This window comes from Martinezella dioscoreae, assembly GCF_009176305.1.
GTDB lineage: Bacteria > Pseudomonadota > Alphaproteobacteria > Rhizobiales > Rhizobiaceae > Rhizobium > Rhizobium dioscoreae.
This window is the reverse complement of sequence record NZ_BLAJ01000004.1, coordinates 402,589-427,047: the sequence shown is the minus strand read 5'-3', so window position 1 is coordinate 427,047 and position 24,459 is coordinate 402,589. Positions and strand designations below refer to the sequence as shown.

At 61.8% G+C, this 24,459-nt stretch carries 22 protein-coding genes; 6 read left to right on the top strand and 16 right to left on the bottom strand.

Annotated features, from left to right (window positions below; translation table 11 throughout):
• Positions 1 to 237: 237 nt before the first annotated feature.
• The 4 genes from GDN47_RS19180 (at position 238) to ehuR (ending at position 5,332) form a co-directional block, all read left to right on the top strand.
• Positions 238 to 732 carry an Lrp/AsnC family transcriptional regulator gene (locus GDN47_RS19180; RefSeq protein WP_113331108.1) on the top strand — a complete coding sequence of 165 codons (495 nt, stop codon included), beginning with the start codon at positions 238 to 240 and terminating at the stop codon, positions 730 to 732.
• 119 nt (positions 733 to 851) lie between these two features.
• The gene (locus GDN47_RS19175; protein ID WP_152094010.1) at positions 852 to 2,348 is read left to right on the top strand and encodes an NAD-dependent succinate-semialdehyde dehydrogenase; all 1,497 of its coding nucleotides are present in this window, start codon (positions 852 to 854) and stop codon (positions 2,346 to 2,348) included.
• 30 nt (positions 2,349 to 2,378) lie between these two features.
• Positions 2,379 to 3,758, top strand: a complete 1,380-nt coding sequence (locus GDN47_RS19170; RefSeq protein WP_152094009.1) for an aspartate aminotransferase family protein — start codon at positions 2,379 to 2,381, stop codon at positions 3,756 to 3,758.
• A 143-nt stretch (positions 3,759 to 3,901) separates the two neighbouring features.
• Entirely contained in the window at positions 3,902 to 5,332 is a 1,431-nt protein-coding gene (ehuR, locus tag GDN47_RS19165; RefSeq protein ID WP_113353232.1) for a MocR-like ectoine utilization transcription factor EhuR, read from the top strand.
• A gap of 37 nt (positions 5,333 to 5,369) precedes the next feature.
• On the opposite strand, the gene ehuA is transcribed toward ehuR, so the two are convergent.
• From ehuA to GDN47_RS19120, 9 genes are all read right to left on the bottom strand, one after another.
• The gene (gene ehuA, locus GDN47_RS19160) at positions 5,370 to 6,134 is read right to left on the bottom strand and encodes an ectoine/hydroxyectoine ABC transporter ATP-binding protein EhuA (RefSeq protein WP_113353233.1); all 765 of its coding nucleotides are present in this window, start codon (positions 6,132 to 6,134) and stop codon (positions 5,370 to 5,372) included.
• Positions 6,131 to 6,823, bottom strand: coding sequence for an ectoine/hydroxyectoine ABC transporter permease subunit EhuD (gene ehuD / locus GDN47_RS19155; RefSeq protein ID WP_113353234.1), 693 nt, complete (start codon positions 6,821 to 6,823; stop codon positions 6,131 to 6,133). Before ehuD ends, ehuA begins: the two co-directional genes overlap by 4 nt.
• Positions 6,820 to 7,485 carry an ectoine/hydroxyectoine ABC transporter permease subunit EhuC gene (gene ehuC / locus GDN47_RS19150; protein WP_113353235.1) on the bottom strand — a complete coding sequence of 222 codons (666 nt, stop codon included), beginning with the start codon at positions 7,483 to 7,485 and terminating at the stop codon, positions 6,820 to 6,822. The genes ehuD and ehuC overlap by 4 nt, the downstream gene beginning before the upstream one ends.
• Positions 7,486 to 7,578: 93 nt before the next feature.
• Positions 7,579 to 8,436: an ectoine/hydroxyectoine ABC transporter substrate-binding protein EhuB gene (ehuB, locus tag GDN47_RS19145; protein ID WP_113353236.1), complete on the bottom strand. Its 858-nt coding sequence runs from the start codon at positions 8,434 to 8,436 to the stop codon at positions 7,579 to 7,581.
• A 103-nt stretch (positions 8,437 to 8,539) separates the two neighbouring features.
• A complete protein-coding gene (gene doeB / locus GDN47_RS19140; RefSeq protein WP_113353237.1) occupies positions 8,540 to 9,559 on the bottom strand; it encodes a N(2)-acetyl-L-2,4-diaminobutanoate deacetylase DoeB in 1,020 nt (339 codons plus the stop codon).
• A 9-nt stretch (positions 9,560 to 9,568) separates the two neighbouring features.
• Positions 9,569 to 10,747 (bottom strand): ectoine hydrolase DoeA, encoded by a 1,179-nt coding sequence (gene doeA / locus GDN47_RS19135; RefSeq protein ID WP_152094008.1) that lies wholly within the window; start codon positions 10,745 to 10,747, stop codon positions 9,569 to 9,571.
• 2 nt (positions 10,748 to 10,749) lie between these two features.
• Positions 10,750 to 11,760, bottom strand: coding sequence for an ectoine utilization protein EutC (gene eutC, locus GDN47_RS19130; RefSeq protein WP_152094007.1), 1,011 nt, complete (start codon positions 11,758 to 11,760; stop codon positions 10,750 to 10,752).
• Positions 11,757 to 12,743, bottom strand: coding sequence for a hydroxyectoine utilization dehydratase EutB (eutB, locus tag GDN47_RS19125; RefSeq protein WP_173002525.1), 987 nt, complete (start codon positions 12,741 to 12,743; stop codon positions 11,757 to 11,759). Before eutB ends, eutC begins: the two co-directional genes overlap by 4 nt.
• Before the next feature lie 274 nt (positions 12,744 to 13,017).
• Positions 13,018 to 14,220, bottom strand: a complete 1,203-nt coding sequence (locus GDN47_RS19120; RefSeq protein ID WP_152094006.1) for a DUF3422 domain-containing protein — start codon at positions 14,218 to 14,220, stop codon at positions 13,018 to 13,020.
• Positions 14,221 to 14,458: 238 nt separating this feature from the next.
• Between GDN47_RS19120 and GDN47_RS19115 the strand changes: the two genes are divergently transcribed.
• Positions 14,459 to 15,007, top strand: a complete 549-nt coding sequence (locus GDN47_RS19115; protein ID WP_113353241.1) for a VOC family protein — start codon at positions 14,459 to 14,461, stop codon at positions 15,005 to 15,007.
• A 21-nt stretch (positions 15,008 to 15,028) separates the two neighbouring features.
• Here the strand turns inward: GDN47_RS19115 and lpdA are convergent, their stop codons facing one another.
• The 7 genes from lpdA to GDN47_RS19080 form a co-directional block, all read right to left on the bottom strand.
• Positions 15,029 to 16,417: a dihydrolipoyl dehydrogenase gene (gene lpdA / locus GDN47_RS19110; protein WP_152094005.1), complete on the bottom strand. Its 1,389-nt coding sequence runs from the start codon at positions 16,415 to 16,417 to the stop codon at positions 15,029 to 15,031.
• 4 nt (positions 16,418 to 16,421) lie between these two features.
• Positions 16,422 to 17,726 (bottom strand): dihydrolipoamide acetyltransferase family protein, encoded by a 1,305-nt coding sequence (locus tag GDN47_RS19105; RefSeq protein ID WP_152094004.1) that lies wholly within the window; start codon positions 17,724 to 17,726, stop codon positions 16,422 to 16,424.
• 2 nt (positions 17,727 to 17,728) lie between these two features.
• The gene (locus GDN47_RS19100) at positions 17,729 to 18,742 is read right to left on the bottom strand and encodes an alpha-ketoacid dehydrogenase subunit beta (RefSeq protein ID WP_113353244.1); all 1,014 of its coding nucleotides are present in this window, start codon (positions 18,740 to 18,742) and stop codon (positions 17,729 to 17,731) included.
• Between the two features lies 1 nt (position 18,743).
• Positions 18,744 to 19,976, bottom strand: a complete 1,233-nt coding sequence (locus GDN47_RS19095) for a 3-methyl-2-oxobutanoate dehydrogenase (2-methylpropanoyl-transferring) subunit alpha (RefSeq protein ID WP_152094003.1) — start codon at positions 19,974 to 19,976, stop codon at positions 18,744 to 18,746.
• 80 nt (positions 19,977 to 20,056) lie between these two features.
• Positions 20,057 to 21,184 (bottom strand): acyl-CoA dehydrogenase family protein, encoded by a 1,128-nt coding sequence (locus tag GDN47_RS19090; RefSeq protein WP_152094002.1) that lies wholly within the window; start codon positions 21,182 to 21,184, stop codon positions 20,057 to 20,059.
• Between the two features lie 24 nt (positions 21,185 to 21,208).
• The gene (locus GDN47_RS19085; protein WP_152094001.1) at positions 21,209 to 22,396 is read right to left on the bottom strand and encodes an acetyl-CoA C-acyltransferase; all 1,188 of its coding nucleotides are present in this window, start codon (positions 22,394 to 22,396) and stop codon (positions 21,209 to 21,211) included.
• Between the two features lie 26 nt (positions 22,397 to 22,422).
• Positions 22,423 to 23,190 carry a 3-hydroxyacyl-CoA dehydrogenase gene (locus tag GDN47_RS19080; protein ID WP_113353248.1) on the bottom strand — a complete coding sequence of 256 codons (768 nt, stop codon included), beginning with the start codon at positions 23,188 to 23,190 and terminating at the stop codon, positions 22,423 to 22,425.
• A gap of 137 nt (positions 23,191 to 23,327) precedes the next feature.
• On the opposite strand from GDN47_RS19080, the gene GDN47_RS19075 reads away from it, so the two are divergent.
• Positions 23,328 to 24,392 carry an AraC family transcriptional regulator gene (locus tag GDN47_RS19075; RefSeq protein ID WP_371865523.1) on the top strand — a complete coding sequence of 355 codons (1,065 nt, stop codon included), beginning with the start codon at positions 23,328 to 23,330 and terminating at the stop codon, positions 24,390 to 24,392.
• The last annotated feature ends 67 nt before the right edge of the window (positions 24,393 to 24,459 follow it).

Here is a 24,459-nt window from a genome sequence, read left to right as displayed (position 1 = left end):
ATCTATTATATTTTTCCATGATACCCCGCTGACGGGATGTGAAGAGCATCGCTCGTAAACCTGTTTCCCGATAGCCGCATAACATAATCAGCGCCGCCCTTCCGGCAGATAAAGAGCCTCATTCAGGATCAGACAACGCCGCGCGATCAGCCCAATTCCACAAAGCAAGCTTGTCAGCTCTGGTTTCGAGTGCCATTGGTCTGGAAACGATAAGTGACGACGACAAGCAGCTTTCACATGAGACTTGATGCAATCGATCTGCGGATACTGGACGCCATTCAGCGCGATGGCCGCATCACCAAGCTCGCGCTGGCCGATAAGGTGGGATTGTCGCCGACACCATGCTGGCTCCGCCTTCGAAAGCTGGAAAAGGCTGGAATTATCACCGGTTACCATGCACATCTGGCACTGCGGCGTCTTGCTCCGATCGCCAGCGTCATGGTCGAGGTCACGCTCGCCAATCATCGCCAGGCGGATTTCGAGCGCTTCGAACGAACGGTCGCGGCGACGCCGGAGATCGTTGCCTGCTGGGCCGTCGGCGGTGGCGTCGATTACATCCTGAAGATCATGGCGGCAGATATCGATGCCTATCAGCGTCTGATCGACGACCTCCTAAATCGCGACCTCGGCATCGAACGCTATTTCACATACATCGTGACCAAGACCGTGAAGGAAGAAACGGTGCTTCCCGTCGCCGACCTGCTTTCCCCGGATGCGCCTGGCGGCGAATAGAGAGATTCTCTACAGACACCATTCACTTTAGGTCCTTTCTCTCTTCCAACCGCCAGCAATGGACAATCTCTCGCGGCGTTCCATGGCAGCATCGGGTATCTGGAACGAGAGACCCGACCATGACCGCGCTCCACGCTCGCGCCACCTATCATGAAGCCCTTTCAAGGCTGAACGACCGCCATCTGCTGCGAGATCTTTCCTATATTGCCGGTCGTTGGGTCGCCGGCAAAGCCAATCAAAGCTTCGAGGTCACGGACCCTGCATCGTCCGCGACGCTTGCCTGGGTTGCCAGTCTCGACAGGCAGGAGACCATCGGCGCCATCGATACTGCCGCGCGTGCCTTTGCCGCCTGGCGTTCGCTTCTGCCGCAGCAGCGATCAGCGATTCTGCGCAAGTGGTATGAACTCATGCTGGAGGCACGCGAGGATCTGGCGCTCATCATGACGCTGGAACAAGGCAAGCCGCTCGCCGAATCCCGCGGCGAGATCGATTACGCCGCAGGCTTCATCGAATGGTATGCCGAGGAGTCAAAGCGCATCAATGCTGAGAGCGTGACCAGCCATCTGCCAAATGCCGAAATGATCGTGCGCCGGGAAGCGCTTGGCGTCGTCGGCATCGTCACCCCCTGGAACTTTCCTTCCGCCATGATCACGCGTAAGGCCGCTGCAGCGCTTGCGGCCGGCTGCACCGTCGTCGCTCATCCGTCGTCCGAAACTCCGCTATCGGCGCTGGCCCTTGCCGAACTCGGCGAACGTGCCGGGCTTCCGGCCGGTGTGTTCAATGTCGTGACCGGTGATGCCGCAACCATCGTCGGCGCCTTCTGCGACGACCTCCGAGTCAGGGCATTGAGCTTCACCGGCTCGACCGGCATCGGCAAGATGATCGCCGGCCAGTGTGCGGGGACAATGAAGCGTCTTGTGATGGAGCTTGGCGGCCATGCGCCCTTGATCGTCTTCGACGATGCGGATCTCGACCGCGCCGTCGATATCGCTATCAGTGCCAAATTCGCGACCTCCGGTCAGGACTGCCTCGCCGCCAACCGTATCTTCGTCCAGCGCCCGATCATGGACGCTTTCGTTACGGCTTTCGCCAAGCGCATCGAAGCTCTTAAGGTCGGGAACGGATTGGATGGCACCTCCGACATCGGGCCGCTCATGCATGAACGTGCGGTTGCCAAGGTCGAGGAGCAGGTCAGGGACGCCTTGCAGCATGGCACAAGGCTCGTTACCGGCGGCAAGCGCCATGCGGCCGGCTCCCTCTTCTTCCAGCCGACCCTGCTCGTCGAGCCTGCGCCGGACGCGTTGATCATGCACGAAGAAACCTTCGGACCGGTCGCAGCCGTCAGCGTCTTCGACAGCGAGGACGAGGTGGTGGCCCGGGCTAACAACACGGAATATGGCCTCGTCGCCTACGTTGTCACGGCCAACGGTGCGCGGCAGATGCGGCTTGGCCGATCGCTAGAATACGGCATGGTGGCCATCAACCGCGTGAAGATCACGGGCGGCCCAATTCCCTTCGGCGGCTGGAAGCAATCCGGTCTCGGCCGCGAAGGCTCCCGCCACGGCATCGAGGCTTTCACCGAGCTCAAATATCTCTGCGTCGACACGACAGCCTGACGCCGCGAATAAAAAAGAAGGAACGAGAATATGTTGGACAAGCGCAACGAATTGAATGCCTGGGACAGGGACCATTTCTTCCATCCCTCGACCCACATGGGAATGCATGCGCGCGGCGAAACTCCGGCGCGCGTCATCGCCGGCGCCGAAGGCGTCTACATCACGGATACCACTGGCAAGAAGAGCCTCGATGCCTTTGCCGGCCTTTATTGCGTCAATGTCGGCTATGGAAGAGAGAAAATCGCCAATGCAATCGCCGAGCAGGCAAGGAACCTTGCCTATTACCACGCCTATGTCGGCCACGGCACGGAAGCTTCCATCACGCTTTCGAAGATGATCATCGACCGCGCCCCGGAAGGCATGAGCCGCGTCTATTTCGGGCTTTCCGGGTCCGATGCCAACGAGACCAACATCAAGCTCATCTGGTACTACAACAATATTCTCGGCCGACCGGAAAAGAAGAAGATCATTTCGCGCTGGCGCGGCTATCATGGCTCAGGCGTCATGACGGGCAGCCTCACCGGTCTCGAACTGTTCCACAAGGCCTTCGACCTGCCACGTGCGCCGATCCTCCACACCGAGGCGCCCTATTTCTTCCGCCGCGCCGACCGCGCGATGAACGAGGAACAATTCGCGCAGCATTGCGCGGACAGACTGGAGGAGATGGTCCTCGCTGAAGGTCCGGAGACGGTCGCGGCCTTTATCGGCGAGCCGATCCTCGGCACCGGCGGCATCGTTCCGCCACCGAAGACCTACTGGCAGAAGATCCAGGCCGTCCTCGACAAATATGACGTGCTGCTCGTCGCCGACGAGGTCGTCACCGGCTTCGGCCGTCTCGGCACGATGTTCGGCTCCGATCATTACGGTATGAAGCCGGATCTGATCACCATCGCCAAGGGCCTGACTTCCGCCTATGCGCCGCTTTCGGGCAGCATCGTCTCCGACAAGATGTGGCAGGTTCTCGTGCAGGGATCCGACCAGCTCGGCGCCATCGGTCATGGCTGGACCTATTCGGCGCATCCGATCTGCGCGGCTGCTGGTATCGCCAATCTCGAGCTGGTCGACGAACTCGGCATCGTCGAAAATGCAGGCTCTACCGGCGCCTATTTCCGCTCCGAACTCGCCAAGGCCGTCGGCGGCCACAGGCATGTCGGCGAGGTTCGTGGCGACGGGCTGATGGCGGCCATCGAATTCGTCGAGGACAAGGATGATCGCAAGTTCTTCGATCCCGCGCAGAAGATCGGACCGCAGGTGGCGTCGGCATTGCTCGAGCGCGGTGTCATCGGCCGCGCCATGCCGCAAGGAGACATCCTCGGCTTTGCGCCGCCGCTATGCCTGACGCGCGAGGAAGCCGATATCGTCGTCAAGGCGGCGGCCGGCGCCATCGAAAGCGTATTTTCGAACCGCTGATCCGCTCCTGACGAGGCGACCCTGCACATCCTACGCGAATGGCGCGGCCTGTTGTTGACAAAAGGCCGCGCCATTGCATTCGGTCGTCGCCATCCGATGCCGAATGGTGTACATGGACTCCTGTAATTGTACCGGATCAATCCATGTATCGTCATGATTCAAAAAGCCAGGACAATGGCGCCTGGAAGCCCGTCCTTCAGCATCGCAAGGGCGTGACCAAGCACAAGCTGCTCACCGACAAGATCATCTCCGACATCGATGACGGCATTCTGCCCGTCCACGCGCAGATGCCAACGCATCGCGATCTTGCCCATGCACTGGGAATTTCCGTCCAAACCGTGAGTTTGAGCTACAAGGAGGCGGAGCGCCGCGGCTACCTGCGCGGCGAGGTGGGGCGCGGCACCTTCGTGCGCAGCCGCGTCACCGAACGCGCCGACAGCTTCATGCTCGATCGCGATCCGAGCGGCAGCGCCGATCTCTCCATCATCCGAGCTGTCTATACCGAGGCGCATGAGCGATCGGCCCGTGAACTGATGCAGGCGCTTGCCGAAAGCGACAATAGCAGCTTCATGCGGCCCTGCCGGCCGATCGCCGGCCTCGATGCCCATCGCGCCGCGGCGCAGGTCTGGCTCGCCGGCTTGTCGGTGAAGACCGATCCAGACCGGATCCTGATCACGAATGGCGCGGCGCACGGGCTTTTCCTTGCCGTCGCTTCGGTCGTTCGTCCCGACGAAGTGGTCCTGACCGAGAGCCTGACCGATCACGGCATCATCGGCCTTGCCAATGTTCTCGGCTTTACGCTGCGTGGTCTTCCGACCGATCGCGAGGGTATCCTGCCCGAGGCCTTCGAGGCGGCCTGTGCCATCGGCGACGTAACGGCGCTTGTCATCGTTTCCTCGCTTGGCAATCCCACCAGCCATGTCATGGGGGCCGAGCGTCGGCGCGCAATCGCGGATATCGCCCGCCGGCATGGTGTCTTCGTCATCGAGGATGAGGTTTACAAGCCGATGCTGCGCGATCCCCTTCCGTCGATGGCGGACCTCATACCCGAGCTCGGCTTCTTCGTGACCAGCTTCACGAAATCCGTCATGACGGGATTGCGCATCGGCTATCTCGTCGTGCCGGCACATTATTCGATCCGCGCCGCTTCGATCCTGCGCGTCACCGGATGGAGCGCCACCAACGTCGTCGCCGAAATGGCGTCGCGCTGGGTACTGGATGGGACGGCGCAAGCCCTGCTTGCCGTCCAGCGAAGCGAGGCGGAGGCCCGGCAGGCGATCGTCTCTGATGTGCTGGCGCCATTCGTCGCCGGCAGCCATCCGCTGTCGCTTTGCGCCTGGCTTTCTGTTCCGGAACGTTGGACCGAGGAAGGTCTCGTGCGGGCGCTTGCCCGCAAAGGCGTGGCGGTCACGCCATCCGATCCGTTCGTCGCCGGTGGAGAGCGGCCGGTCGGCGGCATCCGCATCTGTCTCGGTGGCCGACTCTCCCATTCCGCCCTTCGCTCGGCGCTCGAAACCGTTCGCGGCACGTTCGAACAGCTGCCGCCTGTCTTCGATGTGGGATCGATCGTTTAATCGCAACGGAAGGCGTCGAGTTCAGCGCTGCATCCGATCAAAGAACGGAGCGCAGAAACTCCTTGGTGCGGTCTTCCTTCGGCGCGCTGAAGATATCTTCCGGCTTACCTTGCTCGCAGATGCGGCCCCTGTCGAAAAAGCAGACGCGATCGGAGACTTCGCGGGCAAAGCGCATCTCATGGGTGACGAGCAGCATGGTCAGATCATGTTCATGGGCTAGATCGCGGATGACGCCGAGCACCTCGCCGACGAGCTGCGGATCGAGCGCCGATGTCGGCTCGTCGAACAACAACACCCTTGGACGCATGGCGAGCGCACGGGCGATCGCGACGCGCTGCTGCTGGCCGCCGGAAAGCTGGCTCGGATAATGATCCTTCTTCTCCGAAAGCCCGACCATGCGCAAAAGCTCGACCGCGCGGCACTCGGCCTCCGCCCGCCCAAGCCCGAGCACGCGTGTCGGCGCTTCGACGACGTTGCGCAGCACGGTCATGTGCGGAAACAGGTTGAAGCTCTGGAACACCATGCCGACATGGGTACGGATCTGGCGCAGATGCGCCTCGCTGGCGAGGAAACGACCACGGCCGTTATCCTGATGATAGGACATACCGGCCAGATGCAGGGTACCCTCCTGGAAAGGTTCGAGCGTCATCAGGATGCGCAGGACCGTCGATTTTCCAGAACCGGAAGGACCGATCAATGTCACCTTTTCGCCGGGCGTGACGTCGAAGCAGAAATTGTCGAGAACGGTCAGGTGGCCGTAGCGCTTGGTCACATCTTGAAAGCGGATCAGTGGTTGCGTCATTTGAGAGCAATTCCGTTTTTCGGCAACGCCTTTTCGAGCCAATGAATGGCCGCCGAGCAGACGAGCGTGAGGATGAGAAAGATCAGGCCGACGAGCGAAAGCGGCACCAGATACTCGAACGTCCGATCCCCGATAAGATTGGCGAGGTTGAGCATATCAACCACCGTGACGACGGACAGGACCGGTGTCTCCTTCAACATGGACACGAGATAGTTGCCCATGGCCGGAATGATGCGGGGAATGGCCTGTGGGATTATGATATCCCAATAGGTGCGGCCGCGGCTGAGATTGAGCGCCGTCGCAGCTTCCCATTGTCCGAGCGACACGGCATCCAGGCCGCCGCGATAGACCTCCGACGTATAGGCCGAATACTGCAGACCGAGCGCCAACGCACCGGTCAGGAAGGCCGGCAGGACGATGCCGTAGATCGGCAGGACGTAATAGAGGAAGAAGAGTTGGACGAGCAGCGGCGTATCGCGCAGGAACTCGATGACGAAAGCCGTCGGCCAGGAGATCACCGCGAAGCGGCTGCGCCGCAGCAAGGCGAAGACAAGGCCGAGAACAAGCGCGATCGCAAAGCCGGCGGCCGCCGCCTCCAGCGTGACGATCAGGCCGATGCCAAGGATCGGCAGGATCGACAATGCGAAAGACAGCGTCGTCGACGTATCCCAGGTGAAGCCATACATCATGCCGGGGCCCTCCCCGGGAAGGCGACGCCACGGCGAAGAATCGTCTCCAGCCAGCGCATGAAGGCAACCAGAATGAGCGCCATGATGAAATATCCGATGAGCGTCAGCGAATAGATCGTCACGCTGTCGAGCGTGATGTTGCGCAATTGCTGCGCCTGGAAGGTGAGATCGCTGATCGAGATCAGCGACACCAATGCGGTGTCCTTCAGATTCTGCACGGCGAGATTACCGAAGGCCGGCATCATTTCGACCACGGCCTGCGGTAGGACGATATGGAAGAGTGTCTGGCCGTGCCCGAAATTCAAGGCGCGCGCCGCCTCATGTTGCGTGTCGGGAACCGCCTGCAACGCGCCGCGCACCACCTCCGCGCCATAGGCGCCGATGTTGAGCGCCAGACCGGCGATGCCCGTGGTGATGGGATCGAAGGAGATCCCGATCAGCGGCAGCGCGTAATAGAGCCAGAAAAGCTGCACCAGAAGCGACGTACCGCGAAAGATCTCGATATAGACGATCGCGATTGCGGAGAGCAGCCGCCCTCCGGCAAAGCGCGCAAGGCCGGCCGCAAAGGCGAGGATCGCGCCCAGGAACATCGAGGCGACGGCGATGAGCGCCGTCACCTCCGCGCCCTTCAGCAATGCCGGCAGATAGTGGGTCCAGCTCATGTCCGGGTCACCTCCGTTCCAGAATGGGAGGGGCCGAACAACCTGGCGATCGTCCGCAGACGGCCGCTAGGTCGTTCTCGATTATCGATAGGCTCATTTGCCCGCGCACAGGTCATCGGTGCTCTTCGTGCGCGCGGCCTCGACGCTTTCGGCGCTGAGACCATAGGACATCAGGATTTTCTTGTAGTCGTCGGTCTTCTTGAAAGCCTCGAGAGCGGTATTGAAGGCCTTGTAGAGATCCTTGTCCTCGGGCCGGAAATCAAAGCCGCCATAGCTTCTGACGGATTTCCCGTTGATGACCGGATCCGTGAACGGTTCTGCGTGCTCGACATTCGTGCTGCCCTGAACGAGCTTGGCGACGGTCAGCTCGGTTGCCGCATAGGCGTCGGCGCGGCCGGTCTGGATCGTGGACAGCGCATCCGCATTCGCCTGGATCATGACGATCTGGGACTCCGGAATGCCGAGACCATGGAAGAAATCGAGCTGATCGGCACCCGATACGATCGCGACCTTGAGCGACGGATCCTTCTTGATATCCTCATAGGAATGCAGCTTCTTCGGATTGCCCTTCGGCACCAATAACCCCTCGCCGTAGCTCGAATTCGGCGTGGTGAATTGCACCTGCTTGCAGCGCTCCGGCAGGATGTTCTGCTCGGCGGCAACGAAGTCGAAGCGCTTGGCCTTCAGGCCGGGGATCAGCGACCCGAATGGCGTTACGGTCCAGTCGACTTCCTTGACACCCATCGACTTCAGCACGGCGGCGGCAACATCGGGACCAATGCCCTTGGCGGCACCGCTCTCGTCCATATAGCTATAGGGAACCTCATTGGCGCTGGCGCCGCGGATGTAGCCATCCTTCTTGATCTGCTCGAGGCTGGCGGCATGGGCTGAAACGGCGAGGCCGAGGGTCAGACCCATGGCGGTAAGGCTGCGGTAAAAATTCGATCTCATGGTTCACTCCTCTGTGGTTGGATTCCGCTATCGGCCGTCCGGTTTTCCGGTTCTTTGCCGTCGCGGGTTGGTGATCCGCGCCGCGCTGTCGCGGCGCGGCAATTCAGGGGCCTCCCGTCAAGGTCGCGACGACGGCCAGGCAATCCCCGGTCTTGATAAGGCCGGGGAAATGACGTGCGGCGAGAACACCGTCCAGCGCCGCCCGATAGTCAAAGGGCTCCGATCCGGTGCGTCCAATCGGATGGATACGGGCGATGATTTCTCCTCGCGAAACCTTCTCACCCAGGTCCTTGAGCGGTTCGAATAGGCCGTCGCCATCGGAAAAGATGAAGCAGTCCGACGACGGCATATCGAGCCATTGCGTCGCTTCGATCTCCGGAGCGCCTGCAAGGATTCCGGCGTGCTTCAGCACATTCAATACGCCGCGCTTGGCAATGGAAGCCGTGCGCGCCGATATGGTTCCACCGCCCGAAAGCTCCGTGGTCACAAAGACCTTGCCCATTTCCTCGGCCGTTGTGTCGTACATGCCGACAGCATCGATCTCGATCATGCGCATGGAATAGGGCGCGGAGAACGCGGCAACGCTGGCGAAGCAGGCCTTTTCCTGCCCTTTGTCCGGCAACTCATGCGCTGCGGCGTACGGCAGGAAATCAAGCGTACGGCCGCCCGAATGAAAGTCGAGCACGATATCGGCCAACGGCAGCAGGTAGCGCGTGAAGTAGTCCGCGATCTTCTCGGTCACGCTGCCGTCGGGCCGACCGGGGAAGCTTCGATTGAGATTGCCCTTGTCGATCGGCGAGGTACGGGTGCCCGCCCGGAACGCAGGGTAATTCATCGCCGGAACGATGATGATCCTACCCTTGATCTCCTCCGGCTTCAGCGTCCGGGCGAGATCGAAGAGGGCAACGGGGCCTTCATATTCATCGCCATGATTGGCGCCAGTTAAAAGCGCCGTCGGCCCCTCGCCGTTCCTGATGACGCAGATGGGGATCATGATCGAACCCCAGGCGGAATCGTCGCGCGACCAGGGAAGGCGCAGATGCCCGTGCTGGATGCCGTCGCGATCGAAATCGACTGATGGTGTGATCGGCGATGGACGTTTGGATATGCTCATGCTGTTCATCTCAGGCGATCACTTCACGACAAGTCGTCGGGGGACGTTGGACAGGCACTCGACGCCGCTTTCCGTGATGACGATGCTTTCGGTGATTTCCATGCCCATGTCTTCCAGCCAGAGACCGGTCATGAAATGGAACGTCATGCCTGGTTTGAGCTCGGTGCGATCGCCGGGGCGCAGGCTCATGGTCCGCTCGCCCCAATCCGGCGGATAGGAAAGGCCGATCGGATAGCCGGTGCGGTTGTCCTTGACGATCCCGTATTTCTTCAGGACCGCGAAGAAAGCGTTGGCGATATCCTCGCAGACGTTGCCTGGCTTGGCGGCGGCAAGGCCGGCCTCCATGCCCTCGAGCGTCGCCTTCTCCGCGTCGAGAAACGCCTGCGTCGGCTTGCCGAGGAAGACGGTGCGCGACAGCGGGCAATGATAGCGGCGATAGCAGCCGGCGATCTCGAAGAAGGTGCCCTCGCTGCTCTTCATCGGCTTGTCGTCCCAGGTCAGATGCGGGGCGGAGGCATCGGCGCCCGACGGCAGCAAGGGAACGATGGCAGCGTAATCGCCGCCGAAGCCGTCAACGCCGCGAATGCCGGCATCATAGATTTCGGCGACCAGATCGGATTTGCGAATGCCCGGCTCGACCTTTTCGACGATCCGCTGGTGCATGGCCTCGACGATGCGACCTGCCTTGCGCATATAGTCGAGCTCGGTCTTGCTCTTGACGGCGCGCTGCCAGTTCACGAGCCCCTGGGCATCCTTGAAACGGGCATTCGGCAAGTGCTTGACGAGCGAGGCATAGGCAGCGGCGGTGAACCAATAATTATCCATCTCGACGGCGATCGAGGCGTTGGCCCAGCCGCGTTCCTCGATGATCTTCGAGAGCAGATCCATCGGATGGCGCTCATTGGACTGCACGTAGTGATCGGGATAGCCGATGATGTTGTCGTGGGCCAGATAGGCGGTGCGCTTGGCGCCATTGGCATCCTGGCCACGGCCATACCAGATCGGCTCGCCGGAGCCTGGCACCAGCACGCATTGATGCACGTAGAAGGACCAGCCGTCATAGCCGGTGAGCCAGTGCATGTTGGAGGGATCCGTGACTATGACGAGATCGACACCGGCTTTTTCCATCGCGCGGCGCGTCTTTTCGAGCCGCTCGGCATATTCGGCGCGGGTGAAATTGAGGGTTGGTTCGCTCACGCTTAGTCTCCTGATGCTTTCGTCGTTTCGATCGCTTGGCCTGCGCCGGCCGAGACGGCGCGTCGATGGGCAAGCGTGGCAATGGCGGTATCCTGGACGCCGGTCCCGGTCAGATCGCAAAGGGTGATCGCCTCGGGCGACCGGCGGCCCGCCGCCTTGCCGGCGATAATGGCGCCGAGTTCGGGGAAATCGGCGCTCTCGCTCACAAGTCCTGCGACGATCGCATGATGAAGCTCGCCCAGCCGCCGCGTCTGTTTCAGGCTATCGGCGACGTAAGGCGTGGCTTTCAAAATCAGGGACGGATCGATCTCGTTCTTGTGTTCGGCGTCGGAACCCATGGCGGTGACATGCTGGCCCGGCTGCAGCCAGGTGGCATCGAGGATCGGCGTATCCGACGGCGTGGTGGTGACGATAATATCGGCGTCACGGCAGGCTTGTTTGGCATCCGCTTCCGCCACGACGGGAAAGCCGAGTTCGGCCGTCAGGTCGGTCGCGAGTTTGTCGGCCTTTGCTAGATCGCGCGCCCAAATCCGTGCAGCCTCGATTGGTCGGACGAGCGCAAGTGCACGCAATTGCAGACGGGCTTGCATGCCGGCGCCAAAAATCGCTGCGATCCGGCTATCTGGGCGCGACAGGTGTCGCGCGGCAACGGCCCCTGCGGCGGCCGTGCGCACATCCGTCAGATAGCCATTATCGAGCAGGAGCGCCTCGACAAGGCCGGTGCGTGCCGACAGGAGCATCATCAGCCCGTTGGTGCTTGGCAGTCCAAGTGATGGATTGTCGAAGAAGCCGGGGCTGACCTTGATCGCGAAACTGGCGAGATCGGGAACATAGGCCGTCTTCACGTCGACCTCGCCGCGATGGGCGGGGATGTCGAGCCGCATGATCGGTGGCATTTCCACGGCCTTCGTCGCCAGCGCCGCGAATGCCTGCTCGACGCAATCGACAGCATCACTATCAAGCTGAACGACCTTGCGAAGGTCTGTTTCCGTCAGGATCAGCACGCGTGTCATGGCGCCACTCCCTCATCGAGCCCGCTCACGATAACCCGATGGGTCGCCGGATCGATATTGCCTCCGGAAACGACGACAACCGTTGGACCATTGGATTTGATCTTGCCGGCAAGCAGGGCCGCTATCCCGACCGCGCCCGCCCCTTCGACCGTCAATCCCTCGATCAAAGCCGCATGGCGAATGCCGGCGGCGATCTCCTCCTCGCTGAGCAGGATGACGTCATCGAGAAGCGTCCGGCACATTCGGAACGTCAGGCGGTTATCGAGCCCAATGCCGCCGCCCAGTGAATCCGCCAGGGTCTCTACCTCCTGCACATCCGTTGGACGACCCGCCGCAAGGCTTGCCGCCATCGCCGCGCCGCGCTTCATCGAAACGCCGACCACCTTGGCGGCCGGCAGACGGCTCTTGATCGCGGCCGCAACGCCCGAGGCCAGCCCTCCGCCCGAGAGTGGTACAAGGACAAGCGCGGTCTCAGGCAAGTCATCGGCGACCTCGAGTCCGAGCGTGCCTTGGCCTGCAATGACATCGGCATCATCAAACGGGGGAACGAAATACATGCCCTCTTTACGGACGAGGCGCTCGACCTCCGACATCGCATCATCTTGCGAGTGCCCGACGATTCGGATGTCCGCGCCAAGATTTCGGATAGCTTCGACCTTGTTGGTCGGAACAAGCGCGGACAGGCAGATGGTCGCACGGGCGCCCATCGCCTTGGCGGCGTGGGCAACCGCCCTGCCGTGATTGCCGGTCGATGCCGTCACCAGCCCGCGCGAACGTTCCTTCTCGTCCAAACATAGAAGCGCGTTCGTGGCGCCGCGAAGTTTGAAACTGCCCGTATGCTGATGGTTTTCCAGCTTGAGATGAACTGGAATACCCGTCCGCTGAGACAGAGCTTGCGAGAGCCGCAACGGCGTGCGCAGCACCTTTGGGGCAATGCGCCGCCGCGCCGCTTCTATATCCTCCAGCGTCACCATCATTGTCATGGCGCGCACCGACGCCTTGCCAATGATACAACCGGCGTCATCACCAATTTCATCTCTTTCTCGGGCTGAATGTTCATGACATCAGCGTGAAAGAGACAATGGATCATGTCAATCTGTATATTGTTTCATTACAATTATAAGTGCTTCTTCCAAGACCGACAGCCAATTGAGGTCATGTCGGCATGACACGCGCTTGGCGGCTCGCCAAGCGCGTGGGAGTTCGGATTCATGCTGGTGCTGGCAGCAGTTGCCGCGCGCTACGTTCAAAAAGACTTCAGGATTTCAGTGCGTGCCTGACCCTCAGGATCGCGAGGGCGACCGCTCCGATCACCACGGGAATGGAGATCAGCATGTAGATCGGATTGATATGAAGACCGGCATGATCCGCCGTCTCGATCGCGACCTTGATCAGGCTCAGAAGGTAGTAGCTGATGGCGATGATCGAGAGACCCTCGACCGCGCGCTGAATTTTGACCTGGGTTTCGGCGCGCTCGGCCATGGCCTGAATCTGAACGGCGTTCTGGACCTCGATCTCCACCTGGATGCGGGTCTGGAGCAGGTCGATCAGATGCATGGTCGCATGCGACAATTGCTCCAGGCGCAATGCGGTCGCCTCACAGCTCCTGACCGCCGGTTTGAAGCGGCGCGCCACGAAAACCCCGAAACGCTGAAAACCTGGAACATGAACGATCTTGGAGTAGGCAGCCGTTGCGCCGAAGCGATTGCGCGTCTGTGCCGCCGCGGAGATCACCTCCGCGGAAAGCTGTGAAATCTCATCGAGCAGTCGCTTATGGTCTTCGGCGGAGGTCGATACGTGGCGATTGGTCAATTCGACAAGCTTCCGGTCGTAACCGCCAAGAACCGGGCCAAGCCGCCGCGCCTCCGGAAAGCCCAGAAGCGCCATGACGCGGTAGGTCTCGATTTCATAGACCCTGCGCACCATGCGGCCGAGCCGATAGGCGTTGAGGTCGTGATTGAAAAGGATCGTGCGGCTGATACCATTATCTCCGACGCGAAAATCCGAGCAAACGAGCGCGGCTCCGCCGCCAATGGTGGACGCTGCCGTATCGCCGAATTGAAGCGACGAAAGGAGAGGGCCAAGTTCGCTGGGCGCCGATCCGCAAATGAGAATTTCCAATCGGCAAATGAACGCCCAGTCGATCAAGCCAGCGAGCCGCGCCGCCTCATCGATCGACAGGGAACCCGCGGGCCAGGTCGAGGGATCGGCCTCAAGAGGTGTCACCCGGGTGACGGTCACGAACTCGGTATGAAACTCGACCTGTGTTCGAGGGCCTTCGATTGCGTCCTCGGCAACGACAACGCGGTGGCTGAGGTCGGAGATCGAGGGTGATGTGCCCGACAGGGCTATATGCTCGACCAGCGCCGGACCCGAAAAATAGATCGATGGCCGCGCATGAAGTTCCGAATTGAAATCGACTGCCACCGCTTTCGCCCCTAAGCACATCCCTACTCTCATCGTATGCCGGCCATTGCTGCGATCGGCAATGCTTCGCTGCCTGCGACAGAGTGTCCCGAGGTTTTGAAGCCAACCCTGCTCGCCTGAATTCTGACATAGGGTAGGCTCGACGCAACCAACATCGATCGCATGACTTGCGAAGCGAGGCTTTCGGTAGAAAATAGCGGCGACCGCGCGACGGGGCCGCGGAACCACGCAGGCGACGGTTCGTCCTGGAACTGTTGAAGGGGAGACTTGCATGACAAATGCCACAAGCCTGGGATTGCCAGGCCTCCTGGGTCAAGACCATACGGGCATTACCGTTCCTGATCTTGACGAGGCACTCGACTTCTTCGTCCGAATCCTTGGTTGCAGGCATGCCTATACCTTCGGCCCGATCGGTGACGAAGACGGCGATTTCATGCGCCAGGCGCTGGGCACTCATCCACGCGCCCGCATCAGGCGCGCGGCGCTTATCCGCGTCGGCTACGGCTCCAGCCTGGAGCTCTTCGAATATGAGGCACCGGACCAGCGCCGCCTTGAACAAAGGAACAGCGACATTGGCGCCTTCCATGTCGGGCTTTATGTCGAAGACATTCAGGCGGCCAAGGCCTACCTCGATACACAAGGCATCCCGACCCGCCTCGGACCGCTCCCCATCAGCGAGGGACCGAATGCCGGACAGAGCATCCTCTATTTCCAATCACCCTGGGGCTTGCAATTGGAGCTCATCAGCTATCCGGAGGGCATGGCCTACGAAAAGACGGCCGAAACCATCCTTTGGTCGCCGAAATCTCCGGAAAAATGACTATTGGCAGCTGAGACCAGCTCAGATGTGCAAGGCATGGCCAAGCGCTTTCAACGCGGCTTCCTGCAGGCTTTCGCTGCGGGTCGGGTGGGCGTGGATCGTCCCGGCGATGTCTTCCAGCCGCGCGCCCATCTCGAGTGCCAGCGAGAACGCGCTTGACAGCTCCGAGACGCCGGCACCAACCGCCTGCAGGCCAAGCACCAGATTGGTGTCCGCGCGCGCTACAGCCCGCACAAAACCGTCTTCCGACTGGGTCGTCATCGCACGACCGTTGGCGGCGAAGGGAAAGAGACCGACGCGGATTTCATAGCCCTGGGCGCGCGCTTCATCGGGTGAAAGCCCCGCGGTGACGATCTCGGGATCGGTGAAGCAGACGGCGGGAATGGCACGTTTATCCCAGACACGCTTGCGGCCGGCGACGATCTCCGCAACCATCTCTCCTTGCGCCATGGCGCGATGGGCAAGCATCGGCTCGCCCGTGACATCGCCGATGGCATAGACACCGCGCATGGAGGTGCGGCAGCGCTCATCGATGCGAATGAAACGGCCAGCGCGATCGAGATCGAGTTCCTCGAGACCCCAACCTTCCGTGCGTGGCTTGCGCCCGACTGTGACGAGAACCTTGTCAGCGGCGATCCGCTCTTCCTCGCCGGCAGCGGTCTCGATCAGCAGCGCCTCTCCCGAATAGGCTTTCGCCTTCGCTCCAGTCAGAACGCGCACGCCGAGCTCACCCAAGCGTTTGGCCACCGGCTTGACGAGCTCGGCGTCATATTGTGGCAGGATCCGCGGCATTGCCTCGACCACCGTGACCTGCGCGCCCAGCTTGGCGAAGGCAGTGCCGAGTTCCAGGCCGATATAGCCGCCGCCGACAACAGCGAGACTATTGGGCACACTCGTCAGCGACAGCGCCTCGGTGGACGAGAGGACCGCTCCGCCAAAGGGCAGCAGCGGCAACTCCACCGGTTCGGAGCCAGTCGCGATGACAACCGCTTCGGCACGGATGACCTGAGTTCCGGTCTCGGTCTCAACCTCGACGGTCTTGCCGTCGCGGAACGCCGCCTGGCCGTGCACGATCTTGACCTTGGACTTGCGCAAAAGACCGAGTACGCCGTTGTTCAGCCGGCCGACGATGCCATCTTTCCAGCGTATGGTCTGCGCGAGATCGAGCTTTGGCGTCTCGACAATGATGCCGAGCGCGTTGGAAGTGGTCATGTGGCTGACCTTTTCGAACTCCTCGGCCGCGTGGATCAGCGCCTTGGAGGGGATGCAGCCGATATTCAGGCAGGTGCCGCCAGCCTTTGTGGATTCGACGATCACCGTATCGACGCCGAGCTGACCGGCGCGGATGGCGCAGATATAGCCGCCGGGTCCGGCGCCGATGACGAGGAGCTTGCAGACGATTTCTTTCATGTCATCAACCTTCGATGAAGATCAGCGCGGGGGTTTCGAGCAGCGCCTTAATCCGCTGGACGAAGACCGCCGCGTCCCAGCCGTCGACGATGCGATGGTCGAAGCTCGACGACAGGTTCATGATCTTGCGCGGGATGAACTGGGTCCCGTCCCAGACGGGCTGGGTCATGATCTTGTTGACGCCGACGATCGCGACTTCGGGATGGTTGATGATCGGCGTCGTCACGATGCCGCCGAGCGCGCCGAGCGAGGAGATGGTGATCGTGGAACCGGACAGCTCCTCGCGTGCGGCGGTGCCATTGCGGGCGGCGTCGGCAAGGCGTGTCAGCTCGGCGGCGCAATCCCAGATCGACCTGGCTTCGGCGTGGCGGACGACCGGTACGGTCAGGCCGGAGGGTGTCTGCGTGGCGATGCCGATATGGACGGCTCCGTAGCGGGTAACGACACCGGCATCGTCGTCGAAGGTGGCGTTGATACCGGGCTGCTCGCCCAACGTCTTCACCATCGCCCGCATCAGGAAGGGCAGAATGGTCAGCTTCGGCTGATCAGGCTTGCGGCCGGCATTCATCGTCGCCCGCAAGTCTTCAAGGTCGGTGACATCGACCTCTTCGACATAGGTGATGTGGGGAATGCGCGAGGCGGCGAGGCGCATCTTCTCGGCGATGCGCCGGCGCAGGCCGGTGACCTTGATCTCCTCGACATCGGTCTTGCGGGCGGGGCCGGTTGGAGCAGCGGTTGCATGCTGCACGCCATGCGCGATGAACTGATCGAGATTGTCATGGGTGATGCGTCCCGCTGGCCCAGTGCCAGGCACCTGGCGCAAATCGACACCAGCCTCCTGGGCACGCAACCGCACGGCAGGGGAAGCAAGCGGACGCTCCGCCGGTTCGCGGGGAACCGGGCCCCCGACCGGCGCCGTCGACTGGATAGCCTTCGCTTCGACCGCCGGTCTTGCCGGAGGTGGTGCGACCGGCTTGGCCTCCGTCCCCTCGTCCTTGGCCGGTTCGGTCTTCACAGGTTGAGGAGCCGCGGCGAAGGAAGCCTCTTCGCTCGCATTCCCATCCTCGCCGGCGACCTGGATGCGCAAGAGCGGCGCCTTGACCGCGACCGTATCGCCGACATCGGCGCCGAGCCAGAGCACGACCCCTTCGACCGGCGAGGGGATTTCCACCGTCGCCTTGTCGGTCATGACCGCCGCGAGCACCATATCCTCACGCACCGGGTCGCCCGGCTTGACATGCCACTCGACCAGCTCGGCCTCGGCCACGCCCTCACCCACATCGGGCATCTTGATGACGAATTCACCCATCCTCAGCCCTCCATCACTTCTTTCAACGCCCGGCCGACACGGGCGGGACCGGGGAAATAGTCCCATTCCTGTGCGTGCGGATACGGCGTGTCCCAGCCGGTCACGCGCACGATCGGCGCCTCAAGACTATAGAAGCAGTACTCCTGAACCAGTGATGCGACTTCCGCGCCGAAGCCGGAGGTAAGCGTCGCCTCGTGCACGACGACGCAGCGGCCGGTCTTCTTCACCGACTGGACGATCGTATCGAGGTCGAGCGGCAGAAGACTGCGCAGATCGATCACCTCGGCATCGATCCCTGTCTCCTCGGCGGCGGCAAGCGCCACATGCACCATCGTACCGTAGGCGACCACGGTGACGGCACTCCCCGGCCGGCGGATTTCCGCCTTGCCGATCGGGATCGTGTAATGCCCTTCCGGAACCTCGCCGAGATCATGTTTCGACCAGGGCGTCACCGGCCTTTCGTGATGACCATCGAAGGGGCCGTTATAGAGCCGCTTCGGTTCGAGGAACATCACCGGGTCCGGATCCTCTATCGCCGCGATCAGCAGGCCCTTGGCGTCGTAGGGATTGGACGGCACGATCACCTTCAATCCGCAGACATGGGTAAACAGCGCTTCCGGGCTCTGGCTATGCGTCTGCCCGCCGAAGATGCCGCCGCCGGTCGGCATGCGCACGACGATCGGGCAGGTAAAGTCGCCATTGGAGCGGTAGCGGATGCGCGCCGCTTCCTGGGTGATCTGGTCATAGGCCGGATACATATAATCAGCGAACTGGATTTCGACGCAGGGCTTCAAGCCGTAGGCCGCCATGCCGATCGCCGTACCGAGAATACCGGATTCGTTGATTGGCGCATCGAAGCAGCGGGTCTTGCCGTATTTGGCCTGGAGTCCTTGCGTAGCGCGGAAAACCCCGCCGAAGTAGCCGACATCCTCGCCGAAGACGACGACATCGTCGTCACGCCCCATCGAGACGTCCATGGCGCTGCGCACGGCCTCGATCATTGTCATTCTTGCCATGTCAGTACCCCGCCTTCTGCCGCTGGCGGCGGATATGGGCGGGCATTTCCGCATAGACGCCCTCGAAGATGTCGCGCACCGATGGCTTGCCGCCCGCATGCAGCGTGCCGTGGCTTTCGGCCTGCTTCTGTGCCTCGATAACTTCATCGAGAACCTCGGCCTCCGCCTGGGCATGGCGCTCTTCCGACCAGACACCACGCACGATCAGATGCTTCTTTAGCCGCAGCACTGGGTCGCCGAGCGGCCAGGCCTCGGATTCGGTTTTCGGCCGATAGGCGCTCGGGTCATCGGAGGTGGAATGGGCGCCGACGCGGTAGGTGACATATTCGATCAGTGTTGGGCCGAGGTTGCGCCTTGCGCGCTCGGCCGCCCATTTGGCGACGGCATAGACCGCCAGATAGTCATTGCCGTCGACCCGAAGCGCTGGGATGCCGAAGCCAAGGCCGCGAGCGGCGAAGGTTCCGGAACCGCCGCGGGCAATGCCCTGGAAGGTGGAGATGGCCCATTGGTTGTTGACGATATTGAGGATGACCGGCGCCTTGTAGGTGGAGGCGAAGACCAGCGCCGAATGGAAATCGGATTCGGCCGTCGAACCGTCGCCGATCCATGCGGCGGCGATCTTGGTGTCCTTCTTGATGGCCGACGCCATCGCCCAGCCGACCGCCTGCACATATTGGGTGGCAAGATTGCCGGAGATGGTAAAGAAGCCATGCTCCTTCGATGAATACATGATCGGCAGTTGCCGACCACGCAAGGGATCGGCCTCGTTCGAGTAGATCTGGTTCATCATCTCGACCATCGGATAGTTGTCGGCGATCAAGAGGCCCGCTTGCCGGTAGGTCGGAAAGTTCATGTCCCCTTTGTTCAGCGCCTTGCGGAAGGCGGAACTCACCGCCTCTTCGCCAAGATGCTGCATATAGAAGGAGGTCTTTCCCTGTCGCTGCGCCATCAGCATGCGCGCGTCGAAGGCCCTGAGCTTCATCATGTTGCGCAAGCCCGTCAGCAACTCCTCATCGGAGAGCAATCCGGCCCAGGGGCCGACCGCCTCGCCGTCGCGGTTGAGAACGCGGATGATGGAATAGGCGAGATCGCGGATCTCCTCGGGCGCAACGTCGACCGCCGGTCTTGGCACGGAGCCGGCCTTGGCGATCTTGACATTGGAGAAATCCGGCTGGCCGCCTGGCCGCACCGCCGGCTCGGGGACGTGCAGGCTCAGATTTGGAACCTCGTTCATGCGCTGTGATACCTCCCTTGTCGGCCCCCCTCCCGCGCTCCCCACGGCGGGCACGACCGCAAACATTCCACGAAAACATACTATAAGTTGCGCGCGATAACGATGCGCTGAACGTCGCTCGTTCCCTCGTAAATCTGGCAGATGCGGACGTCCCGATAGATGCGCTCGACCGGATAGTCCGCCATATATCCGTAGCCGCCATGGATCTGGATCGCGTTGGAGCAGACCTTTTCGGCCATTTCCGACGCGAACAGCTTCGCCATCGACGCTTCGGTAAGGCAGGGCCGCCCCTCCTCCTTCAACTGTGCCGCGTGCAACACCATCTGGCGGGCGACCTCGATCTGCGTCGCCATATCGGCAAGCCGGAAGGCGACAGCCTGATGATCGATGATCGGCGAGCCGAACGTCTTGCGTTCACGGGCATAGTCGCGCGCCGCCTCGAAAGCCGCTCGCGCCATGCCGACGGATTGCGATGCGATGCCAATGCGCCCGCCTTCGAGATTCGACAGGGCGATCCTGTAACCGTCGCCTTCCTCGCCGAGCCGATTTTCCACCGGGACGCGCATGCCGGTAAAGGCGATCTGGCAGGTGTCGGACGAATGGAGACCGAGCTTGTGTTCGACGCGCACGACTTCGTAGCCGGGCGTGTCGGTCGGCACGATGAAGGCGGAAATTCCCCTCTTGCCCGCCTCGGAGTCTGTGACGGCAAAGACGATGATGACATTGCCATTCTTACCCGAAGTAATAAATTGCTTGGCGCCGTCGATAACATAATGATCACCGTCTCGGCGGGCACGAGTCTTCAGGTTCGAGGCATCGGAGCCAGCCTGCGGCTCCGTCAGGGCAAAGCCGCCGATCCATTCGCCGCTTGCCAGTTTCGGCAGGAAGCGCTGCTTCTGTTCCTCCGTGCCGTATTTCAGGATCGGTACGCAGCCGACGGAGCTGTGCACGCTCATGATGGTCGAGCACGGCCCGTCTCCGGCGGCAATTTCCTCAAGTGCCACGGTATAGGCGATCACGCCCGTTTCCGAACCGCCATAGGCCTCGGGCACGAGCATGCCGAGGAAGCCGAGTTCGCCCATCTCCTTCAATTCCTCGCGGGGAAAGAGGCTCTTCGCGTCGCGCTCGGCGGCTCCCGGAGCCAGGCGCTCCCTGGCGAAATCGCGCGCCATGTCGCGAATCTGGATCTGGTCTTCGCTCAGGATCATGGTCCGGTCTCCTCCTCGAACCCTTCAGTTCAGTTCGACGGCCATGGCGGTTGCTTCGCCACCGCCGATGCAAAGCGTCGCCATGCCACGCCTCATGCCGTAGCGCTTGAGCGCTGCAAGCAGCGTGACGAGCACGCGGGCCCCGGACGCGCCGATCGGATGGCCGAGCGCGCAGGCGCCGCCGTGAACGTTGACCTTGTCGTGCGGCAGGTCGAGATCGCGCATAGCCGCCATGGCGACGACAGCAAAAGCCTCGTTGATCTCGAACAGATCGACATCCCGAAGGCTCCAGCCGGTGCGTTCGGAAAGTTTGCGCAGCGCGCCGATTGGCGCGGTCGCGAAGAGATTGGGCGCCTGCGACTGCGTGGCGTGGCCGACGATAGTGGCAAGCGGTACGATACCTTCGCGCTCGGCCGTTGAGCGGCGCATCAGCACCAGCGCGGCGGCACCATCGGAGATGGACGAGGCATTCGCGGCGGTCACCGTGCCGTTTTCACGGAAAGCCGGCTTAAGCGTCGGGATTTTTTCCGGTTTCGCCTTACCGGGCTGTTCGTCACGGCCGACAACCAGTTCGGATCGCCCTGTCTTGACGGTGACTGGCACGATCTCACTATAGAATGCCCCCTCCTCGATCGCCTTGCGGGCGCGGGTCAGGGATATGACGGCGTAGTCATCCTGCGCCGCGCGCGTAAACTGATAGGCTTCGGCGCAATCCTCGGCGAAAGTGCCCATGAGGCGTCCCTTGTCATAGGCGTCTTCGAGCCCATCGAGGAACATATGGTCGATGACGCGGCCGTGCCCGAGCCGGTATCCTCCGCGTGCCCTATCGAGAAGATAGGGGGCATTTGTCATGCTCTCCATGCCGCCGGCAATGGCGATCGACGCGCTGCCGGCGCCGATCAGATCGTGTGCCAGCATGACGGCCTTCATTCCCGAACCGCACATCTTGTTGACGGTGGTGGCGCCCGTCGCAAACGGCAGGCCAGCGCCGATCGCGGCCTGTCTTGCCGGTGCCTGACCCTGCCCGGCCGAAAGAACGCAACCGAAGACCACCTCCTCAATTGCGTCCGGGCCAATGCCGCCGCGCTCGAGGGCCGCGCGGATGGCGGCGGCACCGAGTTCCGGCGCCGTGCAATCCCTAAGATCTCCCTGGAAGCCACCCATTGGAGTACGGGCCGCGCCAACGATGACGATCGGATCTTCTCGCGTCATATCAAACCTCCCGTTACGAGCCTGCCTCAGTGCGGTGCCATGCGCAATGCGCCATCGAGGCGGATGACTTCGCCATTCAGCATGACGTTCTCACAGATGTGGCGTACCAATGCGGCGAATTCCACCGGCTTTCCGAAGCGCTGCGGAAAGGGCACGCTCTTGCTCAGCGAATCCTGCACCTCCTGCGGCATGCCGGCCATCATCGGCGTCTCGAAAATGCCTGGCGCGATGGCGACGACGCGAATGCCGCTGCGCGCCAATTCGCGAGCGATCGGCAGCGTCATGGCGGCAACGCCGCCCTTGGAAGCCGCATAGGCCGCCTGACCGATCTGTCCGTCGAAGGCGGCAATCGAAGCCGTGCTGACGATGACCCCGCGCTCGCCGTCCGTATCCGGCTGCTCCTTGGCGATGGCCGCCGCCGCGAGCCGGATCATGTTGAAAGTGCCGATAAGATTGATGCCGATCGCGCGGCTGAAACTGTCGAGCCGGTGCGGACCGTTGCGGCCGATCACCTTCTCGCCGGGCGCGACGCCGGCGCAATTGACGAGCCCATGCAGATGGCCAAAGCGTTCTATCGCCATGTCGATCGCGGCCTGGCCGTCTTCTTCCTGCGTGACATCCGTCTTGATAAAGGTCGCGCGGGCACCAAGCTCACCGACAATACCGGCGCCAGCATCGGCATTGACGTCGGCTATGACGACATTAGCCCCCTCATCCGTCAGCATGCGCGCGACCGCCGCTCCAAGTCCCGAACCGCCACCGGTAACGACGAAAGTCTTTCCCTGGATCAACATGGTCGCTCTCCTCCAGCGCAGTCGATTTCAACCGAGGGCCTCCACGCTTCGTGCAGTCGCCCGCAGTATCGCATCCCCGGAAGAGCGCGGTTACCTCGCGCCTTCCCTAAGCTTATCGTCGCGCGATATTGCATTCGATGACAAAAGCGTCTCAAATCATCGGCCAGTTTTACCATATTTTACAGGTCATGACGATGACGGAAACCGCGCGGCGGATGATATCACCTTTCTTCGTGAAAGAGGCGATCGACTGCCTTCGGCGGCATGGAAAATCCCCCGAACGATTGCTCGCGACACTCGGCCTATCCACGCAGATCGACGTGCCGGTTTCGGCCGAAAGCTATGGCGCGCTGTGGCTGGCGATCGCGGCCGAGATGGATGACGAATTCTTCGGCATGGGCGGCAGGCCCATGCGTCGCGGCAGCTTCACGCTGCTTTGCCATTGCGTGCTGCACGCAAGGACCCTCGACCAGGCGCTGCGGCGCGCTCTCAGGTTCTTAAACATCGTGCTGGAGGATCCGGAAGGGCATCTCGAAGTGGCGGATGGGTTGGCGCATATCGTGCTGACCGACCGTGCGAGCGAACGCTCAGCCTTTGCCTATCGGACCTACTGGATTCTCCTTCACGGCATTGCATGCTGGCTCATCGGGCGCCGCATTCCGCTTAGAATGGTCGACTTTCGCTGTGCAGAGCCAGATCATGGCGCCGAGTACCGACAATTCTTCGGGGCGCCCGTCCGTTTCTTTCAGCCGGTTAGCAGGCTCGCCTTCGATGCCGCTCTCCTCAGACTGCCGGTGACACGCAACGAGCAGGCCCTGAGGCAATTTCTTCGCAATGCGCCAGCCAATATCCTCGTGCGTTACCGCTATGACGCCGGCCTTGCAGCGAGCGTGCGCAAGCGGCTGCGCCAATCATCGCCTGCCTCATGGAAGGCATTTGACGATTTGGCCGCGCAAATGCGCATGTCTCCTTCGACCCTGCGGCATCGCCTCCATGCCGAGGGCCAGAACTATGCCGCCATCAGGGATGAAATCCGCCGCGATCTTGCAATCGAGATGCTGCAAACGACCAAGTTCGGCGTCGGGGAGATCGCGACACGCCTCGGCTTTTCCGAACCCAGCGCCTTTCATCGGGCATTCCGGAAGTGGACAGCAAGAAGCCCCGCGGCATTTCGAAAGGAAATGACCGCGCGGAACCGGTGACCACGCCAGCCGCCGGTCTTCCAACGGCCTGCGCCATGGTGCTTCGTCATGGCCAGCGACGGTATTC

Coding starts and splice junctions, on each gene's coding strand:
- GDN47_RS19180 (WP_113331108.1), top strand. CDS start 238: ATGAGACTTGATGCAATCGATCTGCGGATACTGGACGCCATTCAGCGC.
- GDN47_RS19175 (WP_152094010.1), top strand. CDS start 852: ATGACCGCGCTCCACGCTCGCGCCACCTATCATGAAGCCCTTTCAAGG.
- GDN47_RS19170 (WP_152094009.1), top strand. CDS start 2,379: ATGTTGGACAAGCGCAACGAATTGAATGCCTGGGACAGGGACCATTTC.
- ehuR (WP_113353232.1), top strand. CDS start 3,902: ATGTATCGTCATGATTCAAAAAGCCAGGACAATGGCGCCTGGAAGCCC.
- ehuA (WP_113353233.1), bottom strand. CDS start 6,134: ATGACGCAACCACTGATCCGCTTTCAAGATGTGACCAAGCGCTACGGC.
- ehuD (WP_113353234.1), bottom strand. CDS start 6,823: ATGATGTATGGCTTCACCTGGGATACGTCGACGACGCTGTCTTTCGCA.
- ehuC (WP_113353235.1), bottom strand. CDS start 7,485: ATGAGCTGGACCCACTATCTGCCGGCATTGCTGAAGGGCGCGGAGGTG.
- ehuB (WP_113353236.1), bottom strand. CDS start 8,436: ATGAGATCGAATTTTTACCGCAGCCTTACCGCCATGGGTCTGACCCTC.
- doeB (WP_113353237.1), bottom strand. CDS start 9,559: ATGAACAGCATGAGCATATCCAAACGTCCATCGCCGATCACACCATCA.
- eutC (WP_152094007.1), bottom strand. CDS start 11,760: ATGACACGCGTGCTGATCCTGACGGAAACAGACCTTCGCAAGGTCGTT.
- eutB (WP_173002525.1), bottom strand. CDS start 12,743: ATGACAATGATGGTGACGCTGGAGGATATAGAAGCGGCGCGGCGGCGC.
- GDN47_RS19120 (WP_152094006.1), bottom strand. CDS start 14,220: ATGAGAGTAGGGATGTGCTTAGGGGCGAAAGCGGTGGCAGTCGATTTC.
- GDN47_RS19115 (WP_113353241.1), top strand. CDS start 14,459: ATGACAAATGCCACAAGCCTGGGATTGCCAGGCCTCCTGGGTCAAGAC.
- lpdA (WP_152094005.1), bottom strand. CDS start 16,417: ATGAAAGAAATCGTCTGCAAGCTCCTCGTCATCGGCGCCGGACCCGGC.
- GDN47_RS19105 (WP_152094004.1), bottom strand. CDS start 17,726: ATGGGTGAATTCGTCATCAAGATGCCCGATGTGGGTGAGGGCGTGGCC.
- GDN47_RS19100 (WP_113353244.1), bottom strand. CDS start 18,742: ATGGCAAGAATGACAATGATCGAGGCCGTGCGCAGCGCCATGGACGTC.
- GDN47_RS19095 (WP_152094003.1), bottom strand. CDS start 19,976: ATGAACGAGGTTCCAAATCTGAGCCTGCACGTCCCCGAGCCGGCGGTG.
- GDN47_RS19090 (WP_152094002.1), bottom strand. CDS start 21,184: ATGATCCTGAGCGAAGACCAGATCCAGATTCGCGACATGGCGCGCGAT.
- GDN47_RS19085 (WP_152094001.1), bottom strand. CDS start 22,396: ATGACGCGAGAAGATCCGATCGTCATCGTTGGCGCGGCCCGTACTCCA.
- GDN47_RS19080 (WP_113353248.1), bottom strand. CDS start 23,190: ATGTTGATCCAGGGAAAGACTTTCGTCGTTACCGGTGGCGGTTCGGGA.
- GDN47_RS19075 (WP_371865523.1), top strand. CDS start 23,328: ATGACAAAAGCGTCTCAAATCATCGGCCAGTTTTACCATATTTTACAG.